Consider the following 24,129-nt stretch of genomic DNA (forward strand, 5'->3'; position numbering starts at 1 on the left):
TAAACAGATAACGGACCCTTCGCACCGAATCGCATCAGAATGGAGCGATTCGCCGCAACAGGCCCGGGTTTGCGGTAGCCTGTCGGTTTTCCGTGCCTATCCCTTGTGAGAGAGGCTTTGCGCGGCGGTTTCGGCGCCGCACGGGGGCAGGGCGCCCCCAGTCGGGCGAACCCTGCCGGCTTCGCCGCGGATCTGTGTCGATTTCCCTCATTTTCCCCTTTTCTGGCGGTCCTACCGGAAGCCGCCGCTTTTGGACACCTTGAATGAAAGCTTCCCGTTTCTTTATCGGCACTCTCAAAGAAGCGCCCGCCGACGCCGAAATCATCAGCCACAAGCTCATGGTGCGCGCGGGCATGATCCGTCGCGTCGCGGGCGGTATCTATAACTACCTGCCGGTCGGCCTGCGTTCGATCCGCAAGGTGGAAGCGATCGTGCGTGAGGAAATGAACCGGGCGGGCGCCATCGAGCTGTTGATGCCGGCCGTGCAGCCGGCCGAACTGTGGCAGGAATCGGGGCGCTGGGAGAAGTACGGTCCCGAGCTGCTGCGCTTCAAAGACCGCAAGCAGGCCGATTTCGTGATGGGCCCGACGCACGAGGAAGTGGTCACCGACATCGCGCGCAACCAGATCAAGAGCTATCGCCAACTGCCGGTCAACTTCTATCAGATCCAGACGAAGTTCCGCGACGAGATCCGTCCGCGTTTCGGCGTGATGCGCGGCCGCGAGTTCATCATGAAAGACGCGTATTCGTTCGACAAGGACGCGCAGGGTCTGCGCGAGTCGTATCGCAAGATGTACGACGCGTACGTGCGCATCTTCACGCGCCTCGGTCTGGACTTCCGCGCGGTGGCGGCCGACAACGGCTCGATCGGCGGCAGCGGCTCGCATGAGTTCCATGTGATCGCCGACACCGGCGAAGACGACATCGCGTATTGCCCGACCTCCGATTTCGCCGCGAACGTCGAGGCGGCCGAAGCGCTACCGCTGATCGCAGAGCGCGCGGCGCCGGCAGAAGAGATGAAGAAGACCGCGACGCCCGGCAAGGCGAAGTGCGAGGCGGTTGCCGAGCTGCTGAACATTCCGCTCGAACGCACGATCAAGTCGGTCGTGCTCGCCACCGAGAACGAAGGCGCCGAGCCGACGATCTGGCTGCTGATGCTGCGCGGCGATCATGATCTGAACGAGATCAAGGCGGCCAAGCTCCCGGGCCTCGGTAGTTTCCGCATGGCGACCGAAGCCGAGATCGTCGAGACGTTCGGCACACCGCCGGGCTATCTCGGTCCGATCAACACGAAGAAGCCGGTCAAGGTGATCGCGGACCGCACGGTCGCGAACATGAGCGACTTCGTGGTCGGCTCGAACGACGTCGACTATCACACCACCGGCGTGAACTGGGGCCGCGACCTGCCGGAGCCGGTCGTCGCCGACATCCGCAATGTGAAGAAGGGCGATCCGTCGCCGGACGGAAGGGGCGTGCTCGACATCTGCCGCGGCATCGAAGTGGGCCACGTGTTCCAGCTCGGCACCAAGTATTCCGAAGCGATGAACGCGGCCTGTCTCGACGAAACCGGAAAGCCTCGGCCGATGGAAATGGGCTGCTACGGCATCGGCGTCACGCGGATTCTCGGCGCCGCGATCGAACAGAATTTCGACGACAAGGGCATCATCTGGCCGGAGTCGATTGCGCCGTTCGAAGTCGTGCTGTGCCCGATGGGCTATGACCGCAGCGACGCGGTGCGTGAGCAGGCCGACAAGCTGTACGCGGAACTCGTCGCGGCCGGTATCGACGTGATCCTCGACGATCGCGGCGAGCGGCCGGGCGTGATGTTCGCCGACTGGGAACTGATCGGCGTGCCGCATCGACTGGTGATCGGCGACCGTGGTCTGAAGGACGGCAAGATCGAGTATCAGGGCCGTCGCGAGGCCGAAGCGACGCTGCTGCCGGTCGCGGATGCCGCGCAGACCGTGATCGGCAAAGTGCGCGCGGTGCTGGCGAACTAAGCGGAGCGGGCGGTGGAGTACACCTTCCTGTCCGCGACGGTGCTGCTGATCCTGATCACCGATCCGCTCGGCAACATCCCGATCTTCGTCAGTTGCCTGCGAGGTGTGTCGCCGGAGCGTCGCACGGTCGTGATCCTGCGCGAGGTCGCGATCGCGTTTGCGATCCTGCTGGTGTTCATGATGCTCGGGCAGAGCTTTCTGCGCATGATGAGCCTCAGCGACCAGTCGTTGCGGATCGGCGGCGGCATCGTGCTGTTTCTGATTGCGCTGCGCATGGTGTTTCCGCATCCGGACGGTCCGTTCGGCGGCGACGCGCGCGGGGGCGAGCCGCTGATCGTGCCGCTCGCGATTCCTGCGCTAGCGGGTCCGTCGGCGTTGGCGACGGTCATGCTGCTGACCTCGCAGGCGCCGGGCAAAACGGTCGAGTGGGTCGGCGCGCTGACCGTCACGATGATCATCTGTGCGATCGTGCTGATGCTCGCCGAGCGCATTCAGGCGTGGCTCGGTGAACGTGTGATGGCGGCGTTCGAGCGACTGATGGGGCTCGTGCTCGTCGCGATTTCAGTCGAGATGATGCTCGGTGGAATCCGCTCTTTCGTGCACAAGCTGTGAAACGCGAGCCGGTGCGCGCATTGCCACCGTCGCAGCCATAAAAAAAGCAGCCAGGCAGGCTGCTTTTTTTTCGCCGGTGGGGCGGGGCGGATGCCCCGCTCACGCTCCCTCGGTCAACGCCCGAATGGTCGGCAGGTTGCGCCAGTAGCCCTTCGCATCCATCCCGCAGCCGAACACGTACCGGTCCGGCACTTCGAAGCCGCAGTAATCGGGGCGCAGCGGTTTCGCCTTCGGAATGATCTTCTCGCACAGCACCGCGGACAGGAAGCGCTTCGCGCCCATCGCGAGGATGCGGTCGCGGATTGCGGCCATCGTCTCGCCTTCGTCGAGGATGTCGTCGAGCACGAGCACCACGCGATCCTTGACCGACTCGGCCGGCGCGACGCGCCATTGCATCTCGTTGCTGCCCTTCGTCGTATTGCGGTAGCGCGTCAGGTGGATGTAGTCGAACTCGAGCGGGAAATCGAGGTGCGGCAGCAGCATGCCGGTGAATACCGCGGCGCCGCCCATCACCGACAGCACGAGCGGGAAGTCCTCGCTCATCTCGTCGCGGATGGCAGCCGCCATGCGGGCGATCGACGCAGTGACGTCCGAGGCCGAAACTATCTCTTCGGAGTGTTGAAAAATATGGAGGGCTTCTTCGCGGTTCATGACGTCTGACGGACGGTAACTGTATACATAGTGTGAGTGGCAACGTCCCGAGGGACGTTCCCGCGAGGGACGGCGCAATGCGCTACAGAATAAACCCGCACGGTGCCGAAGTCAGCCGCGCCGCCCTCGGCGCGAGCGCGCGCCGGTCCCATCAAGCTTAGCGCATGCCGGGCATCATGCCCTTCATGCCGCGCATCATCTTCTGCAGGTTGCCGCCCTTGAGCTTCTTCATCATCGTGCGCATCTGTTCGTACTGGTTCAGCATGCGGTTGACTTCCTGCACCTGCACGCCCGCGCCCGCGGCGATGCGGCGCTTGCGGGTCGCCTTGATCAGTTCGGGCTTGGCGCGCTCGGCCGGCGTCATCGAGTTGATGATGCCTTCCATGCGGCGCATCTGCTTCTCGGCCTGACTCATGTCGGCGCCGGCCGCGGCTTGCTGAAACTGCGCGGGCAGCTTGTCCATCAGCGACGACAGGCCGCCCATGCCCTTCATTTGCGTGAGCTGAGCGCGGAAATCGTTGAGGTCGAAGTCGCCGCCTTTCTTGACCTTGTCGGCGAGCTTCTGCGCCGCCTGCACGTCGACGCCGCGCTGCGCTTCCTCCACCAGCGCGAGAATGTCGCCCATGCCGAGAATCCGGCTCGCCATGCGGTCCGGGTGGAACACTTCGAGGCCGTCGAGTTTTTCGGCGACACCCACGAACTTGACCGGCTTGCCCGTCACGTGACGCACCGAGAGCGCCGCGCCACCGCGCGAATCACCGTCGAGCTTGGTGAGCACAACGCCGGTGAGCGGCAGCGCGTCGCTGAACGCCTTCGCGGTGTTGACCGCGTCCTGGCCGAGCATCGCGTCGACGACGAACAGCGTTTCCGCCGGCTTCAGCTCGGCGTGCAGCGCGGTGATTTCGTTCATCATCACCTCGTCGATACCGAGACGGCCGGCCGTGTCGACGAGCAGCACGTCGTGATAGTGGCGCTTGGCCCAGTCGAGCGCGGCGCGGGCAATGTCGACCGGCTTCTGGTTCAGCTCCGACGGGAAGAAGTCCGCGCCGACCTGCTCGGTCACCGTTTTCAGCTGCGCGATGGCGGCTGGACGATAGACGTCGCACGAAACGGTCAGCACCTTCTTCTTGTACTTCTCGCGCAGCAGCTTGGCGAGCTTGCCGACCGTGGTCGTTTTGCCGGCGCCCTGCAGACCCGCCATCAGGATGATCGCGGGCGGCGCGACGGCGAGATTGAGCTCGGAGGCCTTGCCTTCGTAATCGCCGCCGATCACCGCGGTCAGTTCGCGCTGCACGACGCCGACGAGCGCCTGACCCGGCGACAGGCTGGAGATCACTTCCTCGCCGAGCGCCTTCTCCTTGACCTTCGCGATGAACTCGCGCACGACGGGCAGCGCCACGTCGGCCTCGAGCAGTGCGAGACGCACCTCGCGCAGCATTTCCTGGGTGTTCGCCTCGGTGAGCCGGGCTTCGCCGCGCAGCGTCTTGACGACGCGCGCCATCCGTTGAGTCAGATTGTCGAGCATGGGGAGCGATGAACGGTGGGGCCCGCGCAGCGCGCGAAGCGCAAGACGTCGCGGAGTAGGGCCCTAGTGTAAACTTCGAATATGGATATTGTACTGTATGCTCTCACCGCGCTTCTCTATGGCGGTCTTGCCGTGGCCGGCTGGCGCTCGCACCGGCACGCGGCCGTGCGGCCGCTGCTCGAGAGCGTGCCGCCGCTGCCCGGTCATGCCGCCAACGCGGGCGCTCTGGTGGCCTCCGGCATGAGCGCGCCCGGGCGCGCGCTGCTGTTCGTCGCGCTGCTCGCTCACGGCGTGCTGCTGCATAGCACGATCTTCCCGCAGAACGCGATGGTGTTCGGCTTCGCGTTCGCGCTGTCGGCGATGTTCTGGCTCGGCGCCGGCATCTACTGGATCGAGAGTTTCTTTTTCCCGCTCGACGGACTGCGCCTGCTGGTGTTGCCACTCGCGTGCGTCGCGTCGCTGCTGCCGCTCGCGTTCGGCGGCGTGCGCGTGCTGCCGTATGCGGCCGCGCCGATGTTCAAGCTGCACTTCCTGATTGCGAATATCGCGTACGGTCTGTTCGCGATCGCGGCGCTGCACGCGGTGCTGATGCTGGCGGTCGAGCGGCGTCTGCATTCGATGCGCGGTGGTCTCGCGCAAAGGCACGCGGCGGCGGACAATGGCTGGTGGTCGAGTTGGCTCGACGCGCTGCCGCCGCTGCTCACGCTCGAGAAGCTGCTGTTCCGTCTGATCGGCGCCGGCTTCGTGCTGCTCACGCTGACGCTGCTGTCGGGCATCCTGTTCAGCGAGCAGCTGATCGACCGCGCGTTGCGGCTCGATCACAAGACCGTGTTCGCGATTCTTTCGTGGGTGATGTTCGGCGCGCTGCTGACCGCGCGCAAGGTGTCCGGCTGGCGCGGCCGTGCGGCATTGCGCTGGGTGCTGGCCTCGTTCGTCGCGCTGTTGCTCGCGTACGTCGGCAGCCGTTTTGTTTTCGAGGTGCTGTTGCACCGGCCCGTGGTGTGAGTGTCCCCATGCGACAAATCTTTTTGCTGATTCTGCTGTTCATCGTCGGTCAATGGCTCGTGAAGGCGCTGCGCCGCCACGACGCGCAGTCCGCGCAACGCACCGGTGCCGGCGGTGCCAACGCTGCCGGCACCGCAAATGGCGGCGCGCGTTCTTCGAATGGGCAACAGCCGCAGCTTGCCGAGCCGATGATCCGCTGCGTCGAGTGCGGCGTGCACGCACCGAAGAGCGACTCGGTCAGCGTCGCGGGGCAGGCGTTCTGCTGCGCCGCGCACGCGCAGCGCCACGGCGCGCGTCCGAGCGGCCGCGACGCCCGATGAGCGGCGCGTACACCGTCGATGCCGACGGTTGGGTTCCTGCCGCACGCAAGCTTGCCTCGCCAAACTTCGAAGCGCGGCCGCAAGGCGCGCTGCCGACGCTGATCGTCGTTCACAACATCAGCCTGCCGCCGAACCAGTTCGGCGGCACCGCGATTGCCGAGCTGTTCCAGAACGCGCTCGACTGCAACACTCACCCGTACTACGACACGCATCTGCGCGGCGTGCGCGTGTCCGCGCATTTCGTGATTCATCGCGATGGCGCACTCGAGCAGTTCGTGTCGTGCAACGAGCGCGCGTGGCACGCGGGGCCGTCGAATTTTTTTGGCCGCGAGCGCTGCAATGATTTCTCGATCGGCATCGAGCTCGAAGGCAGCGACACCACCGCCTTCGAAGCGGCGCAATACCGCACGCTCGCCGCGCTCGTCAGAGCACTGAAGGCACGCTATCCGATCGACGCGCTTGCCGGCCACTCCGACATCGCACCCCGGTCGCAAGACCGATCCCGGTCCGTATTTCGAGTGGCCGCGACTGCAGCGCGACACCTTGCTCGACGGTCGGTATTTCCCCTATCGCAAGTTTTCCGAAACGCGGTAACCCCTTCGCACGATCTTGCGTGATCCACGCAGAACGAGGCGCAGCCTGCTTCTCCGGGGAGCTTCTGCGCGCCGCGTGAAGCAAAAGTCAAGACTGCAAGCGCAAATAAAAACCTTTTGACCTGTCTCGAAACTCCACTATACTTGGTGCCGACAACTGAGTTTCGCACTATATCTTGTGTTGTGCTGTGAATAACCATGTGCATAACCGAGTGAATAAGAGTGGATAAGTCTGCGGCGTCCCGCTCCCCGAGCCTGGCACCGCAAGCATTCCAGACAGCGAAAAAAATTCCTGGGGAGCAGCCGGTAGGGGATCTCCGGCCGCATCCAGAAGCATTCAGGAAAGGACCAGCCAGTAATCGCGACCGACCCGATGAAGACCGTCATCAAATCGAACCAGGCTTCCTCGCAGTTGCATCCCGCCAACCGGCGTAGCCGGCCTTCCTGCACCTCATCGCACGCGCACGCGGCGGCGCGGCGTTTGATTTAATCCGCGGCACTCGCCGCAATATTTCCAAGACCAGGAGCTTTGCACATGCAAACCACCGACAACGTGACGACCCGTTACGAGGGCTCACCGACTGGCCAGGCCTTCGGCCAGACCCAAGGCGCGCAGGCGCTCGCGCCGCAAGCGAATTACGCCGACTACAAGGTGATCCGCCGCAACGGCAGCGTGGTGTCGTTCGAGCCGTCGAAAATCGCGATCGCCGTGACGAAGGCGTTCCTCGCTGTCAACGGTGGCCAGGGCGCGGCGTCGGCACGGGTGCGCGAACTGGTCGAGCAACTCACGCAGAACGTGGTGCGCGCGCTGGTGCGCAGCCGTCCGAATGGCGGCACGTTCCATATCGAAGACATTCAGGATCAGGTCGAACTCGCGCTGATGCGCGGCGGCGAACACAACGTCGCGCGCGCTTACGTGCTGTATCGCGAGAAGCGCAACCAGGCGCGCGCGCATGACGCTCATGAAGGTCAGGCAGCGGAAGGCGCCAGCACCCCGGGCCTGAACGTGACCGACAACGGCATCACGCGTGCGCTGGACATGGCTGCGCTGCGCGGCATCATCGAGTCCGCGTGCGCGAACCTCGGCGACGCCGTAAGCGCCGAGCCGATCGTCGCGGAAACGGTGAAGAACCTGTACGACGGCGTGCCGATGAGCCAGGTGTACGACTCGGCGATCCTCGCTGCCCGTACGATGATCGAAAAGGACCCGGCCTACAGCCAGGTCACCGCGCGCATCCTGCTGCATACGATCCGCCGCGAGATTCTCGAAGAGGAAGTCACGCAAGCCGAGATGGGCGAGCGCTACGCCGAGTACTTCCCGCAGTTCATCAAGCGCGGCGTGCAAGCCGAGCTGCTCGACGACAAGCTGCTGCAGTTCGACCTGAAGCGCCTCGGGGCCGCGCTCGACGCGAACCGCGACCTGCAGTTCGGCTACCTCGGTCTGCAGACGCTGTACGACCGCTACTTCCTGCATCACGACAACGTGCGTATCGAAATGCCCCAGGCATTCTTTATGCGTGTCGCGATGGGTCTGTCGCTGAACGAGATCGACCGCGAAGCGCGCGCGATCGAGTTCTACAACGTGCTGTCGTGCTTCGACTTCATGAGTTCGACGCCGACGCTGTTCAACTCCGGCACGCGCCGCTCGCAGCTGTCGTCTTGCTACCTGACCACGGTCGACGACGACCTCGACGGCATCTACGAAGCGCTGAAGGAAAACGCGCTGCTGTCGAAGTTCGCCGGCGGCCTCGGCAACGACTGGACGCGTGTGCGCGCGCTCGGCTCGCACATCAAGGGCACCAACGGCAAGTCGCAGGGCGTGGTGCCGTTCCTGAAGGTCGTCAACGACACGGCGGTCGCCGTGAACCAGGGCGGCAAGCGCAAGGGCGCGGTGTGCGCGTACCTCGAATCGTGGCACCTCGACATCGAGGAATTCCTCGAGCTGCGCAAGAACACCGGCGACGACCGTCGTCGCACGCACGACATGAACACCGCGAACTGGATTCCCGATCTGTTCATGAAGCGCGTGATGGAAGGCGGCGACTGGACGCTGTTCTCGCCGTCCACCTGCCCGGACCTGCACGACAAGTTCGGCGCCGCGTTCGAAACGGCTTACACGGCTTACGAAGACAAGGTCGCCCGCGGCGAGATCAAGCTGTTCAAGAAGATCCCGGCGGCGCAGCTGTGGCGCAAGATGCTGGGCATGCTGTTCGAAACCGGCCATCCGTGGATCACGTTCAAGGATCCGTGCAACGTGCGCTCGCCGCAGCAGCACGTCGGCGTCGTCCATTCGTCGAACCTATGCACGGAAATCACGCTGAACACGAGCGACGCCGAAATCGCCGTCTGCAACCTCGGCTCGGTGAACCTCGTCGCGCACCTGAAGGAGCAGGCCGACGGCACGCTCGCGCTCGACCACGACAAGCTGAAGCGCACGGTCAGCGTCGCGATGCGCATGCTCGACAACGTGATCGACATCAACTACTACGCGGTCGCCAAGGCGCGCAACTCGAACCTCAAGCACCGTCCGGTCGGCCTCGGCATCATGGGCTTCCAGGACTGCCTGCACGTGCTGCGCACGCCGTACGCGTCGCAGGAAGCGGTCGAGTTCGCCGATCGCTCGATGGAAGCGGTTTGCTACTACGCGTACTACGCGTCGACCGAGCTTGCCGAACAGCGCGGCCGCTACTCGAGCTACCGCGGTTCGCTGTGGGATCGCGGCATCCTCCCGCAGGATTCGGTGGCGCTGCTCGCCGAGGCGCGCGGCGGTTATGTCGAGGTCGATTCGAGCGAGTCGATGGACTGGCCCGCGCTGCGCTCGCGTATCTCGACCTACGGCATGCGCAACTCGAACTGCGTGGCGATCGCGCCGACCGCGACGATCTCGAACATCATCGGCGTGTCGGCGTGCATCGAGCCGACCTATCAGAACCTGTACGTGAAGTCGAACCTGTCGGGCGAGTTCACGGTGGTCAACGACTACCTGGTGCGCGACCTGAAGGCGCGCGGCCTGTGGGACGAAGTGATGGTCGCCGACCTGAAGTACTTCGACGGCACGCTGTCGCGCATCGACCGCATCCCGGCCGACCTGCGCGCGATCTACGCGACCGCGTTCGAAGTCGATCCGGTGTGGCTCGTCGAGTCGGCTTCGCGTCGTCAGAAGTGGATCGACCAGGCGCAGTCGCTGAACATCTACATGGCGGGCGCATCGGGCAAGAAGCTCGACGAGATCTACAAGCTCGCATGGCTGCGCGGTCTGAAGACCACCTACTACCTGCGCACGATGGCGGCGACGCACGTCGAGAAGTCGACGGTCGCGCACGGCGCGCTGAACGCGGTGAGCTCGGGTCATGACGGCTCGGGTGGCGCAGGCGGCGCGGCAGGCGGCTTCGGCGTGGGCGGCGGCGCGGCGGGTGGTGTGGGCGGCGGCTTCCAGGCTGCTGCCGCGGTCGCAGCGACTGCCGCGGTCGCGCTCGACGCGGCACCCGAAGCGGATGGTCCTGTCTGCATGATGCGTCCGGGCGATCCTGGCTTCGACGAGTGCGAGGCTTGCCAGTAAAGATTGGCAAGCAGCGGGAGCGATGCTTGCTGACTGCACGCGAGGGTCGTAGGTGGTGATCCGCAGGCGGTGAGCGACGCGCCCCGTCGATGAAGTAGAAAGCAGGTCGACGAGCGGTGAGCAGTATCGAAGTCTCACCGCTCGTCGATGCAGTGAAGCAATCCAGCCGTTGGCAACACCAGACGATCGCTCGACATGGCATCGCACCTCGACCGCCAACGCTGACGCAACACGCTCGACACGGCTCACCGCCGACTCTCGCGATGCGCGGCTCGCGCGGCATCGATCAGTCCATCGATCAGTCGGCGGATGCCGCGAACGCACTGCGCAATACATATAGATAGAGCAACGAAACGTCGTGTCGAAACGTTGCTCTTCGAGTTCGCGAAGGACCTCGGCAACACATGTTCAACACGCGTTCATCACGCGTCACTCGATGCGTCACTGGATGGGTCACACGCAGCATGTCGAACAAAGTGTTGTATGAACGTAGCAACGCGAATCGAAAACAGGAATTTTCGCGAGTGAACTCTTTTATCGCTCGTGAAAAGATGGTACAAACCGTTCTAAATTGATGGTGACATTTATGCTCAACTGGGATGACGAGATCACTGCCGTAACTCCCTCGAGCGCGACGCAACCGAACGTGTTGCGCAACGCTGCGGGGTCGGCTGTTGATTCGCAAATCGGAACGCGTTCCGCTCCGCATGCTCCCTCCGCTCAAGAAGTCTTCGCGAACGACGTCGCTGTCGCTCCCGTCGCTCATATTGGCAACGCGGTTGCCAACGCGGCGGCCGCTTCCGAAGCGCGCGTCAATGTCGCCGACAAGCGCATCATCAACGGCCAGACTGACGTCAATCAGTTGGTGCCGTTCAAGTACAAGTGGGCTTGGGAAAAGTATCTGGCGGGTTGCGCCAACCACTGGATGCCGCAGGAAGTGAACATGTCGCGCGACATCGCCCTGTGGAAAGACCCGAACGGGCTGACCGAAGACGAGCGCCGCGTCGTCAAGCGCAACCTCGGCTTCTTCGTGACGGCAGATTCCCTCGCCGCCAACAACATCGTGCTGGGCACCTACCGCCACATCACGGCGCCCGAATGCCGCCAGTTCCTGCTGCGCCAGGCGTTCGAAGAGGCGATCCACACGCACGCTTACCAGTACATCGTCGAGTCGCTCGGTCTGGACGAGGGCGAAATCTTCAACGCGTATCACGAGGTCCCGTCGATCCGCGCGAAAGACGAATTCCTGATTCCGTACATCCACGTGCTGACCGACCCGGCCTTCAAGACCGGTACGCTCGAAGCAGACCAGACGCTGCTGCGCTCGCTGATCGTGTTCGCCTGTGTGATGGAAGGCCTGTTCTTCTACGTCGGCTTTACGCAAATCCTGGCGCTCGGCCGCCAGAACAAGATGACCGGCGCGGCGGAGCAGTACCAGTACATCCTGCGTGACGAGTCGATGCACTGCAACTTCGGCATCGACCTGATCAACCAGATCAAACTCGAAAACCCGCACCTGTGGACGGCCGAATTCCGCGCCGAAATTCGCGCGATCTTCCAGCAGGCGGTCGAGCTCGAATACCGCTACGCCGAAGATACGATGCCGCGCGGCGTGCTCGGCCTCAACGCGTCGATGTTCAAGAGCTATCTGCGCTTCATCTGCAACCGCCGTTGCCAGCAGATCGGTCTCGATCCGCTGTACCCGAACGAGGAAAACCCGTTCCCGTGGATGAGCGAGATGATCGACCTGAAGAAGGAACGCAATTTCTTCGAGACGCGAGTGATCGAATATCAGACTGGCGGTGCGCTTTCCTGGGAGTAAGCCGGGATTCGTATCGCGGATGTATTCATTGATGGGGATGCCGCCGCCTGTGGCCGCGGCGCCCCGGGTTAGGAGCAGAACGGCCTGATGCAAAGCGTGCCCGGTGCCTTGACGGCCCACAAACATGACAGGCACTTTGCGGACCCTTCAGTGGGATGGGCAAACTTCCCCCCGGAAAAAGCCGCTGGCGTCGTTGCCGGCGGCCCGATCAAGCAATTGCCGGCGTCGCCTTGCGACGCCGACCAGATTTGGCGCGCGGTGCCTTCGGGCACGGCGCGCCTTACCGCATTCATTAGCGTAAGCGCGCCGCACCTGCGTACGCCGATGAATAGCCCGCTTCGTAGCGCGCGCCCTGAGAAGCGTCCGCGGGAAGCGGGTTTTGACGAAGGGTGTAGTTTGAACTGACCTCATCTGAAAACCTGAAGGAGAAAATGATGGCAACTGCAAAGAAGGCCGCGGCCAAGAAGCCCGCAGCAAAGAAGACCGCAGCAAAGAAGGCTGCTCCGGCTAAGAAGGCTGCTCCGGCCAAGAAGGTCGCCGCGAAGAAGGTCGCAGTGAAGAAGGTCGCCGCGAAGAAGGTTGCAGCGAAGAAGGCAGCACCGGCGAAGAAAGCCGCAGTGAAGAAGGTCGCGGCGAAGAAGGTTGCAGCCAAGAAGGTCGCGGCGAAGAAGGCAGCACCGGCAAAGAAAGCCGCGGTGAAGAAGGTCGCAGCGAAGAAGGTCGCAGCGAAGAAGGCAGCACCGGCGAAGAAGGCCGCAGCGAAGAAGGCAGCACCGGCGAAGAAGGTCGCGGCGAAGAAGGCCGCTGCCAAGAAGGCGGCGCCTGCCAAAAAGGCTGCAGCCAAGAAAGCTGCACCTGCCAAGAAGGCTGCCGCGAAGAAGGCCGCTGCGCCTGCGAAGAAGGCTGCCCCTGCGAAGAAGGCTGTCGCCAAGAAGGCCGCGCCTGCTCCCGCTGCGCCTGCTGTCTCGAGCGCACCGGCGGCGACGGTGAAGACCGCGCTGAACCCGGCAGCGGCATGGCCGTTCCCGACGGGCAGCCGTCCGTAAGCAGTAGCAGTAAGTCGACACATCGTACGATGTGCCGGATGACCGGGTCGTGCTCGATTTCTTGCGGGCGCCACCCGGTCAATGACCCGTTACCGGTGTGCCGGTGGCGGGTTTTTTTTGCCCGTCGTCCCGAAAAGAAAAAACACGCATGGACCCGTGAGGACCCATGCGTGTGAAGTCGTCGTCGCGGCGCTGAACTACGCGCCGCCGCGCGGGAGGTGCGCTTAGTGTGTGACGCGCGTGACGCCGCCGCTCGACAGCAGCCTCACGCGATCGCCTGCGCGGAAGATTTCGCCGGTAGCAGTTTGGGTGACGGCGCGCATGTCGCCGTTGTCGAGGCGCACGGTGATTTCGATACCGTCGCGCATGGCGACGCGGTTTTCGATTGCATTGCCGGCGACCGCACCGCCGATACCGCCGACGATACCCGTCGCGACCGAGCCACGTCCGCCGCCGATCGTGCTGCCGGCTAGCGCGCCGAGCGCCCCGCCACCGAGTGCGCCGATGCCGATCGGCTGACCGTCGTTCGTGCTGATCCGCACCGCGCGCACGCTCTCCACCGTGGCCATGCGAACCGTCTGTTCACGCTGCGCCTGCGAGGCGGTGAAAACGTCGGGAGAGCTGCTGTTGACCGCACACCCCGACATGGCCAGCGAACCGGCGAACAAGGTGACGACGATCAGGCGACTCGATGTTCTCATTCCCAAACTCCCATAGCACGCGATATCAGTGCAGGTCGTATCCGAAGGCCTGCTTGAACCGCTCGTTGATTTCCGCCCGACTGGGCGCGTAGTTTTGCGGGCCTTGATGCTCGATCTTCAGTGCGCCCATCAGGCTGGCGAGACGGCCGGTCGTGGCCCACCCGAGACCCTTCTCGATACCGTAGAGCAAGCCGCCGCGAAACGCGTCGCCGCAGCCGGTGGGATCGAGCACCTGCCTGGCCGTGACCGCCGGAATCTCTTCGATACCGCCGCCGTGATGGATCTGCGCACCCTTCTCGCCGAGAGTGATGATCAGCGCGTCGACCTTGCCGGCGATCTGTTCGATCGACCAGCCAGTCTTGTTGCTCACCAGCGCGGCTTCGTAATCGTTGACCGCTACATAAGTAGCAAGTTCAATGATGCGCCGCAGCGTCTCGCCGTCGAACAGCGGCAAGCCCTGGCCCGGATCGAAGATGAACGGCACGCCTGCGGCGGCAAGCTGTTCGGAGTGCTGGACCATGCCGTCATAGCCGTCCGGCGCGACGATGCCGAGCGTCAGGCCCGCCACTTCGTCGGCGCGGTTCTGATGCGACTGCATCATCGCGCCCGGATGGAAAGCGGTGATCTGGTTGTTCTCGAGGTCGGTCGTGATCATCGCCTGCGCCGAGTAGGTGTCGGGCACGACGAGCACGTTTTCCGTCGACAGGTCGAGCTGCGCGAGCCGGTCCAGATAGAGCTGTGCGTCGACGGCGCCGATCGCGCCCATGATCCGTGCCTCGCCGCCGAGCAGATTCAGCGCATAGGCGATGTTGCCCGCGCAGCCGCCGAACTCGCGACGCATGGTCGGCACGAGAAAGCTCACGTTCAGGATGTGGACCTGCTCCGGCAGGATGTGCTCCCGAAAGCGGCCTTCGAAGGTCATGATGTTGTCGTACGCGAGCGAGCCGCAGATGAGCGTAGCCAAGGCGAGCGTTCCTGTATGAAAGCGGTGGGAAGAGACGCGCCGCGCCGACGGCGCCGCGCGCGAGGCGCGGCGCCGTGGTTCGCGCGCGAGAGGGCTTACTTCAGCGCGGCGAGCGCTGCGTCGTAGTTCGGCTCGTTCTTGATCTCGCCGACCAGCTCGGCGTGCACGACCTTGTCGTTTTCGTCGAGCACGACGACCGCGCGCGCGGTCAGGCCGGTCAGCGGACCGCTCGTCACGTCGACGCCGTACGCTTGCGCGAACTCATGGCCGCGAAACGTCGACGCGGTCACCACGTTCTCGATGCCCTCGGTCGTGCAGAAGCGCGACGCCGCGAACGGCAGGTCGCCCGACACGACGATGACGGCCGTGTTGCTGAGCTTCGCGGCGGCTTCGTTGAACTTGCGCGTCGACGTCGCGCAGGTCGGCGTGTCGAGACTCGGGACGATGTTGAGCACCTTGCGCTTGCCGGCGAAGTCGGCGAGCGTCAGCGGCTTCAGGTCTCGGCCGATCAGGGAGAATGCGGCGGCCTGCTGGCCGACCGACGGGAACGTGCCGCTTACTTCGATCGGGTTGCCGCCCAGCGTGACTTGACTCATGTGTTGTGCTCCGAAAAGGGCTTCAGTGATGACAATGATGCGCCCGCTCGGGAGCGGGCGCGCGAGGGTGCGTTACGGATAAAAAATCTGTACGCGAAAATTGGAGGCAATCGCGCTGCCGGTGTCGAGGTGCACGATCATCGTCTGCGTCGCGTGCGCGGGCAGGCCGGACGCGATCACGGTGCCGGGCGGCACGTAATCCTGCGGCCACAGCACGCGCCGCACGGCGACGTTGTTCTGATCGTCGAGCAGCGTGAGTTCGATCGCGGGGTAGGCGAGCGCGATGTTCAGGCGGTTGTGCAGCGGCATCTTCAACTCGAGCTTGTGCGGGCCGTCGATCTGCCGCAGATCGGACGGCTCGACCAGCAAGCCTTCGAGGTCGTGCGGCGGCGTCAGCTGACAGCCGAGATGCGCGCAGGCCTGCGCGTACAGGATCTGCGAGCGCGGCAGGTTGACCATCACGGTCTCGCGTTGCCACCACGCGAGTTGCGCGAGCAGCGCAATGACGAGCAGCGCGGCGAGCACCACACCGGCGACGATCCAGCCGACGCGTCCGGCGTCCACCGGGCGGGTTTCGCGCACGACCGGGAACGGATCGTCGCCATCGCTGACGGGCGGATTGACCGAGAACGGTTCGCCGCTCGATGGGGCGAGCGACGGACCGCCCGGCGGGCGCGGGCCGCCGGGACCGCCGGCGCCCGAAGCACCTGCGGCAGCCATGCCTGCGGCGGCGCCGAAGCCGCCCACGCCCCCACCGACCGGGCCGAAGTGCGGCTCGTTGTCGGGCATGCCATGCAGACTTGCTGGTTCGCGCAGCGCCGGTTCATCGAGCGTGGACGGCTCGGGGCGTTCGATCTTGTGCCAGACGCGCGGCGCTTCGTCTTCGACTCGCGGTGGGGGAGCAGGCGCGGTGGGCGGGACGACAGGTGGTTCATCGACCGCATTGTCGGCGGGATAGGCGAAGGGTTCGAGCGGCGCGTCGGCCAGCGTCGGCTCATCGTCCGCGGGTAGCGGTGCCGTGAAAGCGCCGGCGCGCAATTCCGGTTCGGTCGCCTGGCGAGGAGTGTCCGATGCGACGGGTGCGTGCTCGTTGCCGCCAGGCGGCAGCGGCGCGAGCGGCACGCTGCTCACGTGGTCGCGCAAACGGGCATCCAGCGTGCTGCGGGAAATGCTGGTGGAGTCTTGTTCCGAAGCCGGCGCCCATGGGTCCCACGCGACCCCGCTGAAGTCCGGGTTGGGTTGCCGCACACCCGACAGCGCTTCGATTGCCGCCGCGGCGGCAACCGGTTTGGCCGTGGAAAAATCGCCGCCTTCGGAGACGTCGAACAGACTGCTCGACGCGTCGAAGACTTGCTGGCAATGCCCGCACCGCACGAGGCCGCGGCGCTGCGCAAGCTGCGCCGGTTGCAGAAGGAAGACAGTTTCGCAGAAGGGGCAACGCGTCGCCAGGTGCATATCGAGCCGTTGAGCCTGAGGCCGTTAGGTTGACAATACGCCTTATTCTAATTGCTTTCGCGGCGCGTTCCGGCGAGGCACACCCAACCTTCATGTTCGCGCCACACGCTGATATCGATCCAGCGCGCGTAGACCTGCGCGACCTCCTCGGCCTGGCGGGCGAGAATGCCCGACAGCGCGATGTGGCCGCCCGGCTTCACCTTCGACGACAGCATCGACGCCATCAGCTTGAGCGGATTGGAGAGAATGTTCGCGACCACGACGTCGAATTCGCCGGCCGGACAGGCGTCGGGCAGGCCATAGGTGACTTCGGCGTGATTGCGTTCGCTATTGTGACGCGCCGATTCGACCGCCTGCGGATCGATATCAATGCCGATCACCGGATCGGCGCCGCACTTCTTCGCGAGAATCGCGAGGATGCCCGAGCCGCAGCCGTAGTCGAGCACGGACTGGCCGGGCTTGATCGACTGCTCGATCCACTCCATGCACAGACGCGTAGTGGGGTGGCTGCCGGTGCCGAACGCGAGACCCGGATCGAGTTCGAGCACGAGCGCGTCGGGGTCCGGCGCATCGTGCCACGACGGCACGACCCAGATGCGCTCGCCGATCTGGATCGGATCGAACTGCGACTGCGTGAGCCGCACCCAGTCCTGCTCCTCGACCTCGCGCACGGTATATGCCGGCGCGGCATCGAGTCCGATCTCGTTGGCCGCGGCGGTCAGCAGCACGGCCGGATCGTGTTCCGGCGCGAGCAGCGCGATCACCCGCGAATGCTGCCATGCCGTGCGATCCGGCGTGAGGCCGGGCTCGCCGAACAGCGGCTGCTCGTCGGGCGTGTCGGCGTCGGCGTCTTCGACCGATACCGACAGCGCGCCCAGCTCGAGCAGCGCGTCGGACAACTCCTCCGCGTGCTCGCGCGCCAGTTCGGCAACCAGTTCCCGATAGCTCATGACTTACGCTTCTTCCGCGACCTGCTGACGCGCGGCCAGCCGGTTTTCGAGGTAGTGGATGCTGGTGCCGCCTTCGACGAACTTCGCGTCGAGCATCAGCTCACGGTGCAGCGGGATGTTGGTCTGAATACCTTCGACCACCATTTCCGACAGCGCGATGCGCATCCGCATGATCGCCTGTTCGCGCGTGGCGCCGTAAGCGATCAGCTTGCCGATCATCGAATCGTAGTTCGGCGGCACGAAATAACCATTGTAGGCGTGCGAATCGACGCGGATGCCGGGACCGCCCGGCATATGCCACGAGGTCAGGCGTCCCGGTGACGGCGTGAACTTGAACGGATCTTCGGCGTTGATCCGGCATTCGATCGCATGGCCGCGGAACTGGATGTCGCGCTGACGGAACGTGAGCTTCTCGCCGGCCGCGATGCGGATCTGTTCCTGCACGATGTCGACACCGGTGATCAGTTCGGTCACCGGATGCTCGACCTGCACGCGCGTGTTCATTTCGATGAAGTAGAACTCGCCGTTCTCATACAGGAACTCGAAGGTGCCCGCGCCGAGATAGCCCATCTTCTTGCACGCGTCCGCGCAACGATCGCCGATGCGGTCGATCAGACGGCGCGCGATGCCCGGCGCCGGCGCTTCCTCGATCACCTTCTGGTGACGGCGTTGCATCGAGCAGTCGCGCTCGCCCAGCCACACGGCGTTCTTGAACGAGTCGGCCAGCACCTGGATTTCGATGTGCCGCGGGTTCTCGAGGAATTTCTCCATGTAGACCTGCGGGTTGCCGAACGCGCGGCCGGCTTCCTCCCGGGTCATGATGACCGCGTTGACGAGCGCCGCTTCCGTGTGGACCACGCGCATGCCGCGGCCGCCGCCGCCGCCCGCCGCCTTGATGATGACCGGATAGCCGACCTGGCGGGCGATCTTCACGATTTCTTTCGGATCGTCCGGCAGCGCGCCTTCCGAACCCGGCACGCAAGGCACGCCGGTCTTGATCATGGTCTGCTTGGCCGTGACCTTGTCGCCCATCATGCGGATCGTTTCCGGACGCGGGCCGATGAAAGTGAAGCCGGACTGCTCGACGCGCTCGGCGAAGTCGGCGTTCTCCGACAGGAAGCCGTAGCCGGGGTGGATCGCTTCGGCGTCGGTGACTTCGGCCGCGCTGATCAGCGCGGGCATGTTCAGATAGCTCAGATTCGACGGTGCCGGGCCGATGCAGACCGCCTCGTCGGCGAGCTTCACGTACTTGGCTTCCTTGTCGGCTTCCGAATAGACGACGACCGTCTTGACGCCGAGCTCGCGGCAGGCGCGCTGGATACGAAGCGCGATCTCGCCACGATTGGCAATGAGGATTTTTTCAAACATAGCGGGTTTTCGACTCATCAATGGGCGCCGGGTCGGTCACGACGCCGGCTGCCGCAGAGGATCGGTCGCGCGCCTCGGGACGAGCGGCGCGCGGGCGGCAAATCGTGCGTGCCGCGTTAGCCGACCACGAACAGCGGTTGGCCGTATTCGACCGCCTGGCCGTTTTCGACGAGGATTTCCTTGACCACGCCGGACTTGTCCGACTCGATCTCGTTGAGCAGCTTCATCGCTTCGATGATGCAGATGGTCTGGCCTTCCTTGACCGTGTCGCCGACCTGCACGAACGGATCGGCGCCCGGCGACGGCGCGCGGTAGAACGTGCCGACCATCGGCGAGGTGACGACGTGACCCTGCGGTGCGGCGGCGGCCGGCGTGGCCGGAGCGCCCGCGGGGGCTGCCGGTGCTTCGACAGCGCCGAACGGTGCCGGTTGTGCGAATTGCGGTACGGCGTATGAGGCGGACGGCTGGACGTAAACCGGCGGCGCATTCTTGACGATGCGGACCTTGCCTTCGCCCTCGGTCACTTCGAGTTCGGAAATACCGGACTCCGAGACGAGGTCGATCAGAGTTTTGAGTTTACGTAGATCCATCAGGTTGCCCCTTTTCAATGCGTAGTGTGCCGGCGTGTGCAAGTCGCAGTAGCCAGCTCAAATTGGACGTGTTTGGATTCAGCCGCGCGACGACCCGGCCGCGAGCCGGTCGAGCGCGAATTCGAGCGCGTACAGATACCCCTTCCAGCCGAGGCCGCAAATGACGCCCTCAGCCTGGTCGGAGAAATACGAGTGATGCCGGAACGGTTCGCGGCGATGCACGTTCGACAGATGAATCTCGACGAACGGGATGCCGACCCCCGCCAGTGCGTCGCGAATGGCCACGCTCGTGTGTGTGTACGCGGCGGGATTGATCAGGATGAAATCGGTTTGCTCGGTGCGGGCCGCCTGAATACGGTCGACCAGTGCGCCTTCGTGATTGCTCTGAAACGACGCGAGTTCGACGCCTGCGTCGGCTGCGCGGTCCGCCAGCGCCTGATCGATCTGCGGCAGGGTCACGCGACCGTAGACCTCGGGTTCCCGGCTGCCGAGAAGATTGAGGTTGGGTCCGTGCAGTACCAGCAGTCGCGTCATGGTCGCTTCTTTTTCCGTGGAATTGCGCGCACTTTAGCGCTGATTAGAGAAACTTGTCTAGTTTCGCGCGCGTACGCGGCGACGGCCGGCGCGGGCCGCCGCGCAGCCTTGGGTCCAACTTCACTCAAATTCGGGAATTATCCGCGTATTTTTGCTCGTTCTGCACGGAATCGCATGCCAAAAAGCATAGCGTGGGAAATCGGGAAATTTACAGCGCGTCGAGCGTCTGACGCAGCGCCGTCGGGTCGATCTGGCCCAATTTTGTCGAGCGGATGTTGCCTTTTGCGTCGATCACGACGGTAAACGGCAAACCGCCCGCATTGTTGCCGAACGCGCGCGCGAGGTCGGCGCCCCCGAAGCCGGTCACGTAGATGGGGTACGCGACCTTGACCTTCTGCAGGAAGGTCTGGATGTTCTTTTCCGAGTCGACGCCGAGGCCGACGAACTGGATGCCTTTCTTCGCGTACTCGCGCTGGATCTGCGACAGCGCCGGCATTTCCTCGACGCACGGAGCGCACCACGACGCCCAGAAGTTGACGACGATCGGGTGGCCCTTGAGCAGGTTCAGCGACTGCGGTTTGCCGTCGACGTTCGTGACCGGCGCGGTCCACAGTTGCTGCACGGGACTCGCAGAGGTGGCAGGCTGCGCTACGGCCTGCGCCCCGGCCTGCGCTCCGGCCTGCGCCGCGTTCGCGACGTCGGAACCGCGATTGAGCCAGTGATTGGCCAGTACGCCGCCGCCCGCGGCAATCAGCGCGACGAGCGCGCCCGCCAGCATACGTCTCGTATTCATCGTGCTCCGTTCTGTCTGATCAATTGGTGAAGGACGGCACTTCGTCGCCGTCGAGCAGCGCCTGCACCGCCGGCAAATTGGCCCGCGCCGTGCGGCCGCGCGCGTCGGCGCGTACCGCGCCACGCAGGTCGTCGGTTTCGTACAGCGCGACGTGGATGCCGACCGGCTCGGCGTTGCGCTCGCCCGCGGGGCGCCACAGAAAGCTCAGCGTCTCCACGTAGCCGCGGCCCGCGAAGTGGCGCGTTTCCGACACGTCATACTGGATGTTTGCATTGAGCATGTAGATCGCGACTTCCTTCGGGTTGTCGCAAAACACCTGCAGATGCACATCCGAATGCTCGCCGGCCGTACCGCCGAGCACCGCGCCCGTCAGATACGGATTGAACGGCGCGAGCCGCTCCATCCAGTCGACCGCGATCATGCGCAGGCGCCGCAGCAGCGCCGGCTGGCTGTCGCTCTGGAACAGCGACTGATATTCGCGGATTTCTTCTTCGATCTGATCGTTGTCCGGCAGCCATTCGCCGGCAACACGAGTCTCGCCGACGACCTGCCGGGCCGCCTTGCGCTTCGCGCTGGCGTAATCCAGGCCGTCTTCGGCAATCAGGCGTGCCGCCGCGATTGCGATTTCCTCGCGCACGCGCTGCGGATCGAAATGTGATTTGCGGACCATCCTTGCATGATACTCGATCGAGCCTGCGACGCGGTTCGGCGGCCCGCACGGGGCGGCGCCTGGCGTGGCCGGCAGGGGGCAGCGCGCGTCGCGTCGGTTACAATAGGCGTCCTTTGCAGACGGACGTTCCGACCGTCCTGTGGCTCTCTCATCCCTCGCAAGAAACGCCCCCGCGGCACGACAGGCTTATGCATATCCACATCCTCGGCATCTGCGGCACCTTCATGGGCGGTCTCGCGGTGCTCGCGCGCAATGCGGGCCACACGGTGACCGGCTGCGACGCCGGCGTCTATCCGCCGATGAGCACGCAGCTCGAGGCGCAAGGCATCGGTCTGATCGAGGGTTATGACGCGGACCAACTGAACGGCCTGAACGCGGATCTATTCGTGATCGGCAACGTGGTCACGCGCGGCAACCCGCTGATTGAAGCCATTCTGGACCGCGGCCTGCCGTACGTGTCCGGTCCGCAGTGGCTCGGCGAGCACGTGCTGAACGGCAAATGGGTGCTGGCCGTGGCCGGCACGCACGGCAAGACCACTACGAGCTCGATGCTGACCTGGCTGCTCGAAGACGCGGGCCTGAACCCCGGCTTCCTGATCGGCGGTGTGCCGCTGAATTTCGGCGTGTCGGCGCGGCTCACCGATTCGAGCTTCTTCGTGATCGAAGCCGACGAATACGACACCGCATTCTTCGACAAACGCTCGAAGTTCGTCCATTACCGCCCGAAAACGGCGGTGCTGAACAATCTCGAATTCGATCACGCCGACATCTTCCCTGATCTCGCCGCGATCGAAACGCAGTTCCATCATCTGATCCGCACGGTGCCACGCCTCGGCCGCGTCGTCACGAACGGCCGCGAGGACGCGCTCGAGCGCGTACTGACGCGCGGCTGCTGGAGCGAGGTCGAGCGCTTCGGCGTCCAGGGCGGCTGGGAGATCCAGGCGGCGCAGCAGGGCGTGCCCGTCGACGAACGCTTCGCCGTCTATCACAACGGCGAGCGCGTCGGCGTGGTCGACTGGCAGGTGCAGGGCGAGCATAACCGCCTGAACGCGCTCGCCGCGATCGCCGCCGCGCGCCATGTCGGCGTGCCGCCCGCGCAGGCCGCGAAGTCGCTGTCCGGCTTTCGCAACGTGAAGCGCCGCATGGAAGTGCGTGGCAGCGTCGAGGGTGTGACCGTGTACGACGACTTCGCGCATCACCCCACCGCGATCGAGACGACGGTGGCCGGCCTGCGCGCGCGGGTCGGCCGCGACAACACGCGAATCCTTGCGGTGCTGGAACCACGCTCGAACACGATGAAGCTCGGCGTGATGAAAGCGCAACTGCCGGCGAGCCTCGCCGACGCCGATCTCGTGTTCGGCTACGGCGCGCCGAGCGGGCGCGACGCGCTCGGCTGGAACCTCGGCGAAGCGCTCGCGCCGCTCGACGGCAAGGCGCAGGCGTTCGACAACCTCGACGCGCTCGTGAAGGCGGTGGTCCACGCGGCGCGCCCCGGCGACCAGATTCTGGTGATGAGCAACGGCGGCTTCGGCGGCGTGCATCAGAAACTGCTCGACGGTCTTTCGACGCGAGGCGCGTCGTGATTCTGTATCTGCACGGTTTCCGTTCGTCGCCGAATTCGTTCAAGGCGCGCCTGCTCGCGGCGCGTCTCGCCGAGCTGGGCCGCGCCGACGAGTGGTGCTGCCCGATGCTGCCGGTGTCGCCGTTCGAGACCGTGGCGCTCGCCGAATCGCTGGTCGCCGACGCACGCGCGAAGGGCGATGCGCGGCAGGTGACCGTGATCGGCAGTTCGCTCGGCGGCTACTTCGCCACCCATCTGGCCGAGAAACACGGCTGGCCGGCCGTGCTGCTGAACCCGGCGGTCGTGCCGCAGCGCGACCTGAGCGCGTATCTCGGCGAGCAGCCGTTGTGGCACGGTGGCGGCAGCATCGTCGTCGAGCCGCATCATCTGGATGAATTGCGCGCGCTCGGCGTGGCGTCGATCACGCAGCCCGAACGCTATTATTTGATGGCAGCCACCGGCGACGAAGTGCTCGACTACCGCGAAATGCTCGCGCACTATCCGGGCGCGCGCACCACGCTGATCGAGGGCAGCGACCACGCGATCAGCGAGTTTGCGCAGTATCTCGGCGACGTGCTGGCCTTTTGCGACGCCGAATATGTCGAGCCGCCGGCGCCGCGCGCGGCGGCCTGACGGCATGCAAGGGCGGCGGCACCGAACCCTGCCAGGACGTCAGTCAGAGAGGCACACCGACCGCCACCGCTGGTCGCAAGATTCAACCCGCTGGCACGCGCAGTGCGCGCCGCGGATTCACTATCACGAACAGGTTGCCGTGCCGCGCATGCAGTGATCGATCGCCACAGGGCGTCGGGCG

General features: G+C 64.8%; 22 protein-coding genes and 1 pseudogene. 11 read left to right on the forward strand and 12 right to left on the reverse strand.

The annotated features are described in order from the left end of the window. The first annotated feature begins 263 nt into the window (after nucleotides 1–263). Both OKW38_RS21130 and OKW38_RS21135 read left to right on the forward strand, forming a co-directional pair. Entirely contained in the window at nucleotides 264–2,000 is a 1,737-nt protein-coding gene (locus tag OKW38_RS21130) for a proline--tRNA ligase (RefSeq protein WP_429362926.1), read from the forward strand. A 12-nt stretch (nucleotides 2,001–2,012) separates the two neighbouring features. Further along, complete coding sequence (locus tag OKW38_RS21135) at nucleotides 2,013–2,612, forward strand: MarC family protein (RefSeq protein ID WP_090801923.1); 600 nt, start codon at nucleotides 2,013–2,015, stop codon at nucleotides 2,610–2,612. A 99-nt stretch (nucleotides 2,613–2,711) separates the two neighbouring features. Here OKW38_RS21135 and OKW38_RS21140 read toward each other — a convergent pair whose 3' ends face one another. Further along, entirely contained in the window at nucleotides 2,712–3,263 is a 552-nt protein-coding gene (locus tag OKW38_RS21140) for a hypoxanthine-guanine phosphoribosyltransferase (RefSeq protein ID WP_008923084.1), read from the reverse strand. A gap of 157 nt (nucleotides 3,264–3,420) precedes the next feature. Continuing rightward, nucleotides 3,421–4,788, reverse strand: coding sequence for a signal recognition particle protein (ffh, locus tag OKW38_RS21145; RefSeq protein ID WP_090801921.1), 1,368 nt, complete (start codon nucleotides 4,786–4,788; stop codon nucleotides 3,421–3,423). A gap of 81 nt (nucleotides 4,789–4,869) precedes the next feature. On the opposite strand from ffh, the gene OKW38_RS21150 reads away from it, so the two are divergent. From OKW38_RS21150 to OKW38_RS21180, 7 genes and pseudogenes are all read left to right on the forward strand, one after another. After that, complete coding sequence (locus OKW38_RS21150) at nucleotides 4,870–5,793, forward strand: cytochrome C assembly family protein (protein ID WP_090801919.1); 924 nt, start codon at nucleotides 4,870–4,872, stop codon at nucleotides 5,791–5,793. An 8-nt stretch (nucleotides 5,794–5,801) separates the two neighbouring features. Continuing rightward, nucleotides 5,802–6,113, forward strand: a complete 312-nt coding sequence (locus tag OKW38_RS21155) for a PP0621 family protein (RefSeq protein WP_090801917.1) — start codon at nucleotides 5,802–5,804, stop codon at nucleotides 6,111–6,113. Continuing rightward, nucleotides 6,110–6,707: pseudogene (ampD, locus tag OKW38_RS21160) on the forward strand (1,6-anhydro-N-acetylmuramyl-L-alanine amidase AmpD). The gene OKW38_RS21155 and the pseudogene ampD overlap by 4 nt, the downstream one beginning before the upstream one ends. 534 nt (nucleotides 6,708–7,241) lie before the next feature. Next, nucleotides 7,242–10,265, forward strand: coding sequence for a ribonucleoside-diphosphate reductase subunit alpha (locus OKW38_RS21165; protein WP_429362928.1), 3,024 nt, complete (start codon nucleotides 7,242–7,244; stop codon nucleotides 10,263–10,265). 586 nt (nucleotides 10,266–10,851) lie between these two features. After that, nucleotides 10,852–12,087 carry a ribonucleotide-diphosphate reductase subunit beta gene (locus OKW38_RS21170; protein WP_090805471.1) on the forward strand — a complete coding sequence of 412 codons (1,236 nt, stop codon included), beginning with the start codon at nucleotides 10,852–10,854 and terminating at the stop codon, nucleotides 12,085–12,087. 87 nt (nucleotides 12,088–12,174) lie between these two features. Beyond that, nucleotides 12,175–12,492 carry a hypothetical protein gene (locus OKW38_RS21175; protein ID WP_084754174.1) on the forward strand — a complete coding sequence of 106 codons (318 nt, stop codon included), beginning with the start codon at nucleotides 12,175–12,177 and terminating at the stop codon, nucleotides 12,490–12,492. A gap of 29 nt (nucleotides 12,493–12,521) precedes the next feature. Beyond that, nucleotides 12,522–13,133: a histone H1-like DNA-binding protein gene (locus tag OKW38_RS21180; RefSeq protein WP_429362929.1), complete on the forward strand. Its 612-nt coding sequence runs from the start codon at nucleotides 12,522–12,524 to the stop codon at nucleotides 13,131–13,133. Between the two features lie 224 nt (nucleotides 13,134–13,357). Here OKW38_RS21180 and OKW38_RS21185 read toward each other — a convergent pair whose 3' ends face one another. The 10 genes from OKW38_RS21185 to OKW38_RS21230 form a co-directional block, all read right to left on the reverse strand. Continuing rightward, complete coding sequence (locus OKW38_RS21185; protein WP_184058527.1) at nucleotides 13,358–13,834, reverse strand: hypothetical protein; 477 nt, start codon at nucleotides 13,832–13,834, stop codon at nucleotides 13,358–13,360. A gap of 25 nt (nucleotides 13,835–13,859) precedes the next feature. Continuing rightward, the gene (locus OKW38_RS21190) at nucleotides 13,860–14,798 is read right to left on the reverse strand and encodes a carbohydrate kinase family protein (RefSeq protein ID WP_429362930.1); all 939 of its coding nucleotides are present in this window, start codon (nucleotides 14,796–14,798) and stop codon (nucleotides 13,860–13,862) included. Nucleotides 14,799–14,893: 95 nt separating this feature from the next. Then, the gene (tpx, locus tag OKW38_RS21195) at nucleotides 14,894–15,394 is read right to left on the reverse strand and encodes a thiol peroxidase (protein WP_090801909.1); all 501 of its coding nucleotides are present in this window, start codon (nucleotides 15,392–15,394) and stop codon (nucleotides 14,894–14,896) included. A 72-nt stretch (nucleotides 15,395–15,466) separates the two neighbouring features. Then, the gene (locus tag OKW38_RS21200; protein WP_429362932.1) at nucleotides 15,467–16,849 is read right to left on the reverse strand and encodes a zinc-ribbon and DUF3426 domain-containing protein; all 1,383 of its coding nucleotides are present in this window, start codon (nucleotides 16,847–16,849) and stop codon (nucleotides 15,467–15,469) included. 47 nt (nucleotides 16,850–16,896) lie between these two features. Then, the gene (gene prmA / locus OKW38_RS21205) at nucleotides 16,897–17,799 is read right to left on the reverse strand and encodes a 50S ribosomal protein L11 methyltransferase (protein WP_090801906.1); all 903 of its coding nucleotides are present in this window, start codon (nucleotides 17,797–17,799) and stop codon (nucleotides 16,897–16,899) included. Between the two features lie 3 nt (nucleotides 17,800–17,802). Next, the gene (gene accC / locus OKW38_RS21210; protein ID WP_090801904.1) at nucleotides 17,803–19,167 is read right to left on the reverse strand and encodes an acetyl-CoA carboxylase biotin carboxylase subunit; all 1,365 of its coding nucleotides are present in this window, start codon (nucleotides 19,165–19,167) and stop codon (nucleotides 17,803–17,805) included. Nucleotides 19,168–19,283: 116 nt separating this feature from the next. Continuing rightward, entirely contained in the window at nucleotides 19,284–19,757 is a 474-nt protein-coding gene (gene accB / locus OKW38_RS21215; RefSeq protein WP_090801903.1) for an acetyl-CoA carboxylase biotin carboxyl carrier protein, read from the reverse strand. 78 nt (nucleotides 19,758–19,835) lie between these two features. Continuing rightward, the gene (gene aroQ / locus OKW38_RS21220; protein WP_090801901.1) at nucleotides 19,836–20,291 is read right to left on the reverse strand and encodes a type II 3-dehydroquinate dehydratase; all 456 of its coding nucleotides are present in this window, start codon (nucleotides 20,289–20,291) and stop codon (nucleotides 19,836–19,838) included. 208 nt (nucleotides 20,292–20,499) lie between these two features. Then, nucleotides 20,500–21,084, reverse strand: coding sequence for a TlpA family protein disulfide reductase (locus OKW38_RS21225; protein WP_429362933.1), 585 nt, complete (start codon nucleotides 21,082–21,084; stop codon nucleotides 20,500–20,502). Nucleotides 21,085–21,103: 19 nt separating this feature from the next. Continuing rightward, a complete protein-coding gene (locus tag OKW38_RS21230; RefSeq protein WP_090801898.1) occupies nucleotides 21,104–21,754 on the reverse strand; it encodes a UDP-N-acetylmuramate--alanine ligase in 651 nt (216 codons plus the stop codon). 188 nt (nucleotides 21,755–21,942) lie between these two features. Here OKW38_RS21230 and mpl point away from each other — a divergent pair, with 188 nt between their 5' ends. Then, nucleotides 21,943–23,337 (forward strand): UDP-N-acetylmuramate:L-alanyl-gamma-D-glutamyl-meso-diaminopimelate ligase, encoded by a 1,395-nt coding sequence (gene mpl, locus OKW38_RS21235; protein WP_429362935.1) that lies wholly within the window; start codon nucleotides 21,943–21,945, stop codon nucleotides 23,335–23,337. Continuing rightward, nucleotides 23,334–23,948: a YqiA/YcfP family alpha/beta fold hydrolase gene (locus OKW38_RS21240; RefSeq protein ID WP_429362936.1), complete on the forward strand. Its 615-nt coding sequence runs from the start codon at nucleotides 23,334–23,336 to the stop codon at nucleotides 23,946–23,948. Before mpl ends, OKW38_RS21240 begins: the two co-directional genes overlap by 4 nt. The last annotated feature ends 181 nt before the right edge of the window (nucleotides 23,949–24,129 follow it).

This window comes from Paraburkholderia sp. MM5496-R1, from assembly GCF_050436205.1.
Lineage (GTDB): Bacteria > Pseudomonadota > Gammaproteobacteria > Burkholderiales > Burkholderiaceae > Paraburkholderia > Paraburkholderia tuberum.

Coding starts and splice junctions, on each gene's coding strand:
- OKW38_RS21180 (WP_429362929.1), top strand. CDS start 12,522: ATGGCAACTGCAAAGAAGGCCGCGGCCAAGAAGCCCGCAGCAAAGAAG.
- OKW38_RS21185 (WP_184058527.1), bottom strand. CDS start 13,834: ATGAGAACATCGAGTCGCCTGATCGTCGTCACCTTGTTCGCCGGTTCG.
- ffh (WP_090801921.1), bottom strand. CDS start 4,788: ATGCTCGACAATCTGACTCAACGGATGGCGCGCGTCGTCAAGACGCTG.
- OKW38_RS21150 (WP_090801919.1), top strand. CDS start 4,870: ATGGATATTGTACTGTATGCTCTCACCGCGCTTCTCTATGGCGGTCTT.
- tpx (WP_090801909.1), bottom strand. CDS start 15,394: ATGAGTCAAGTCACGCTGGGCGGCAACCCGATCGAAGTAAGCGGCACG.
- OKW38_RS21155 (WP_090801917.1), top strand. CDS start 5,802: ATGCGACAAATCTTTTTGCTGATTCTGCTGTTCATCGTCGGTCAATGG.
- accC (WP_090801904.1), bottom strand. CDS start 19,167: ATGTTTGAAAAAATCCTCATTGCCAATCGTGGCGAGATCGCGCTTCGT.
- prmA (WP_090801906.1), bottom strand. CDS start 17,799: ATGAGCTATCGGGAACTGGTTGCCGAACTGGCGCGCGAGCACGCGGAG.
- accB (WP_090801903.1), bottom strand. CDS start 19,757: ATGGATCTACGTAAACTCAAAACTCTGATCGACCTCGTCTCGGAGTCC.
- OKW38_RS21170 (WP_090805471.1), top strand. CDS start 10,852: ATGCTCAACTGGGATGACGAGATCACTGCCGTAACTCCCTCGAGCGCG.
- mpl (WP_429362935.1), top strand. CDS start 21,943: ATGCATATCCACATCCTCGGCATCTGCGGCACCTTCATGGGCGGTCTC.
- OKW38_RS21175 (WP_084754174.1), top strand. CDS start 12,175: ATGCAAAGCGTGCCCGGTGCCTTGACGGCCCACAAACATGACAGGCAC.
- OKW38_RS21225 (WP_429362933.1), bottom strand. CDS start 21,084: ATGAATACGAGACGTATGCTGGCGGGCGCGCTCGTCGCGCTGATTGCC.
- aroQ (WP_090801901.1), bottom strand. CDS start 20,291: ATGACGCGACTGCTGGTACTGCACGGACCCAACCTCAATCTTCTCGGC.
- OKW38_RS21230 (WP_090801898.1), bottom strand. CDS start 21,754: ATGGTCCGCAAATCACATTTCGATCCGCAGCGCGTGCGCGAGGAAATC.
- OKW38_RS21130 (WP_429362926.1), top strand. CDS start 264: ATGAAAGCTTCCCGTTTCTTTATCGGCACTCTCAAAGAAGCGCCCGCC.
- OKW38_RS21140 (WP_008923084.1), bottom strand. CDS start 3,263: ATGAACCGCGAAGAAGCCCTCCATATTTTTCAACACTCCGAAGAGATA.
- OKW38_RS21165 (WP_429362928.1), top strand. CDS start 7,242: ATGCAAACCACCGACAACGTGACGACCCGTTACGAGGGCTCACCGACT.
- OKW38_RS21200 (WP_429362932.1), bottom strand. CDS start 16,849: ATGCACCTGGCGACGCGTTGCCCCTTCTGCGAAACTGTCTTCCTTCTG.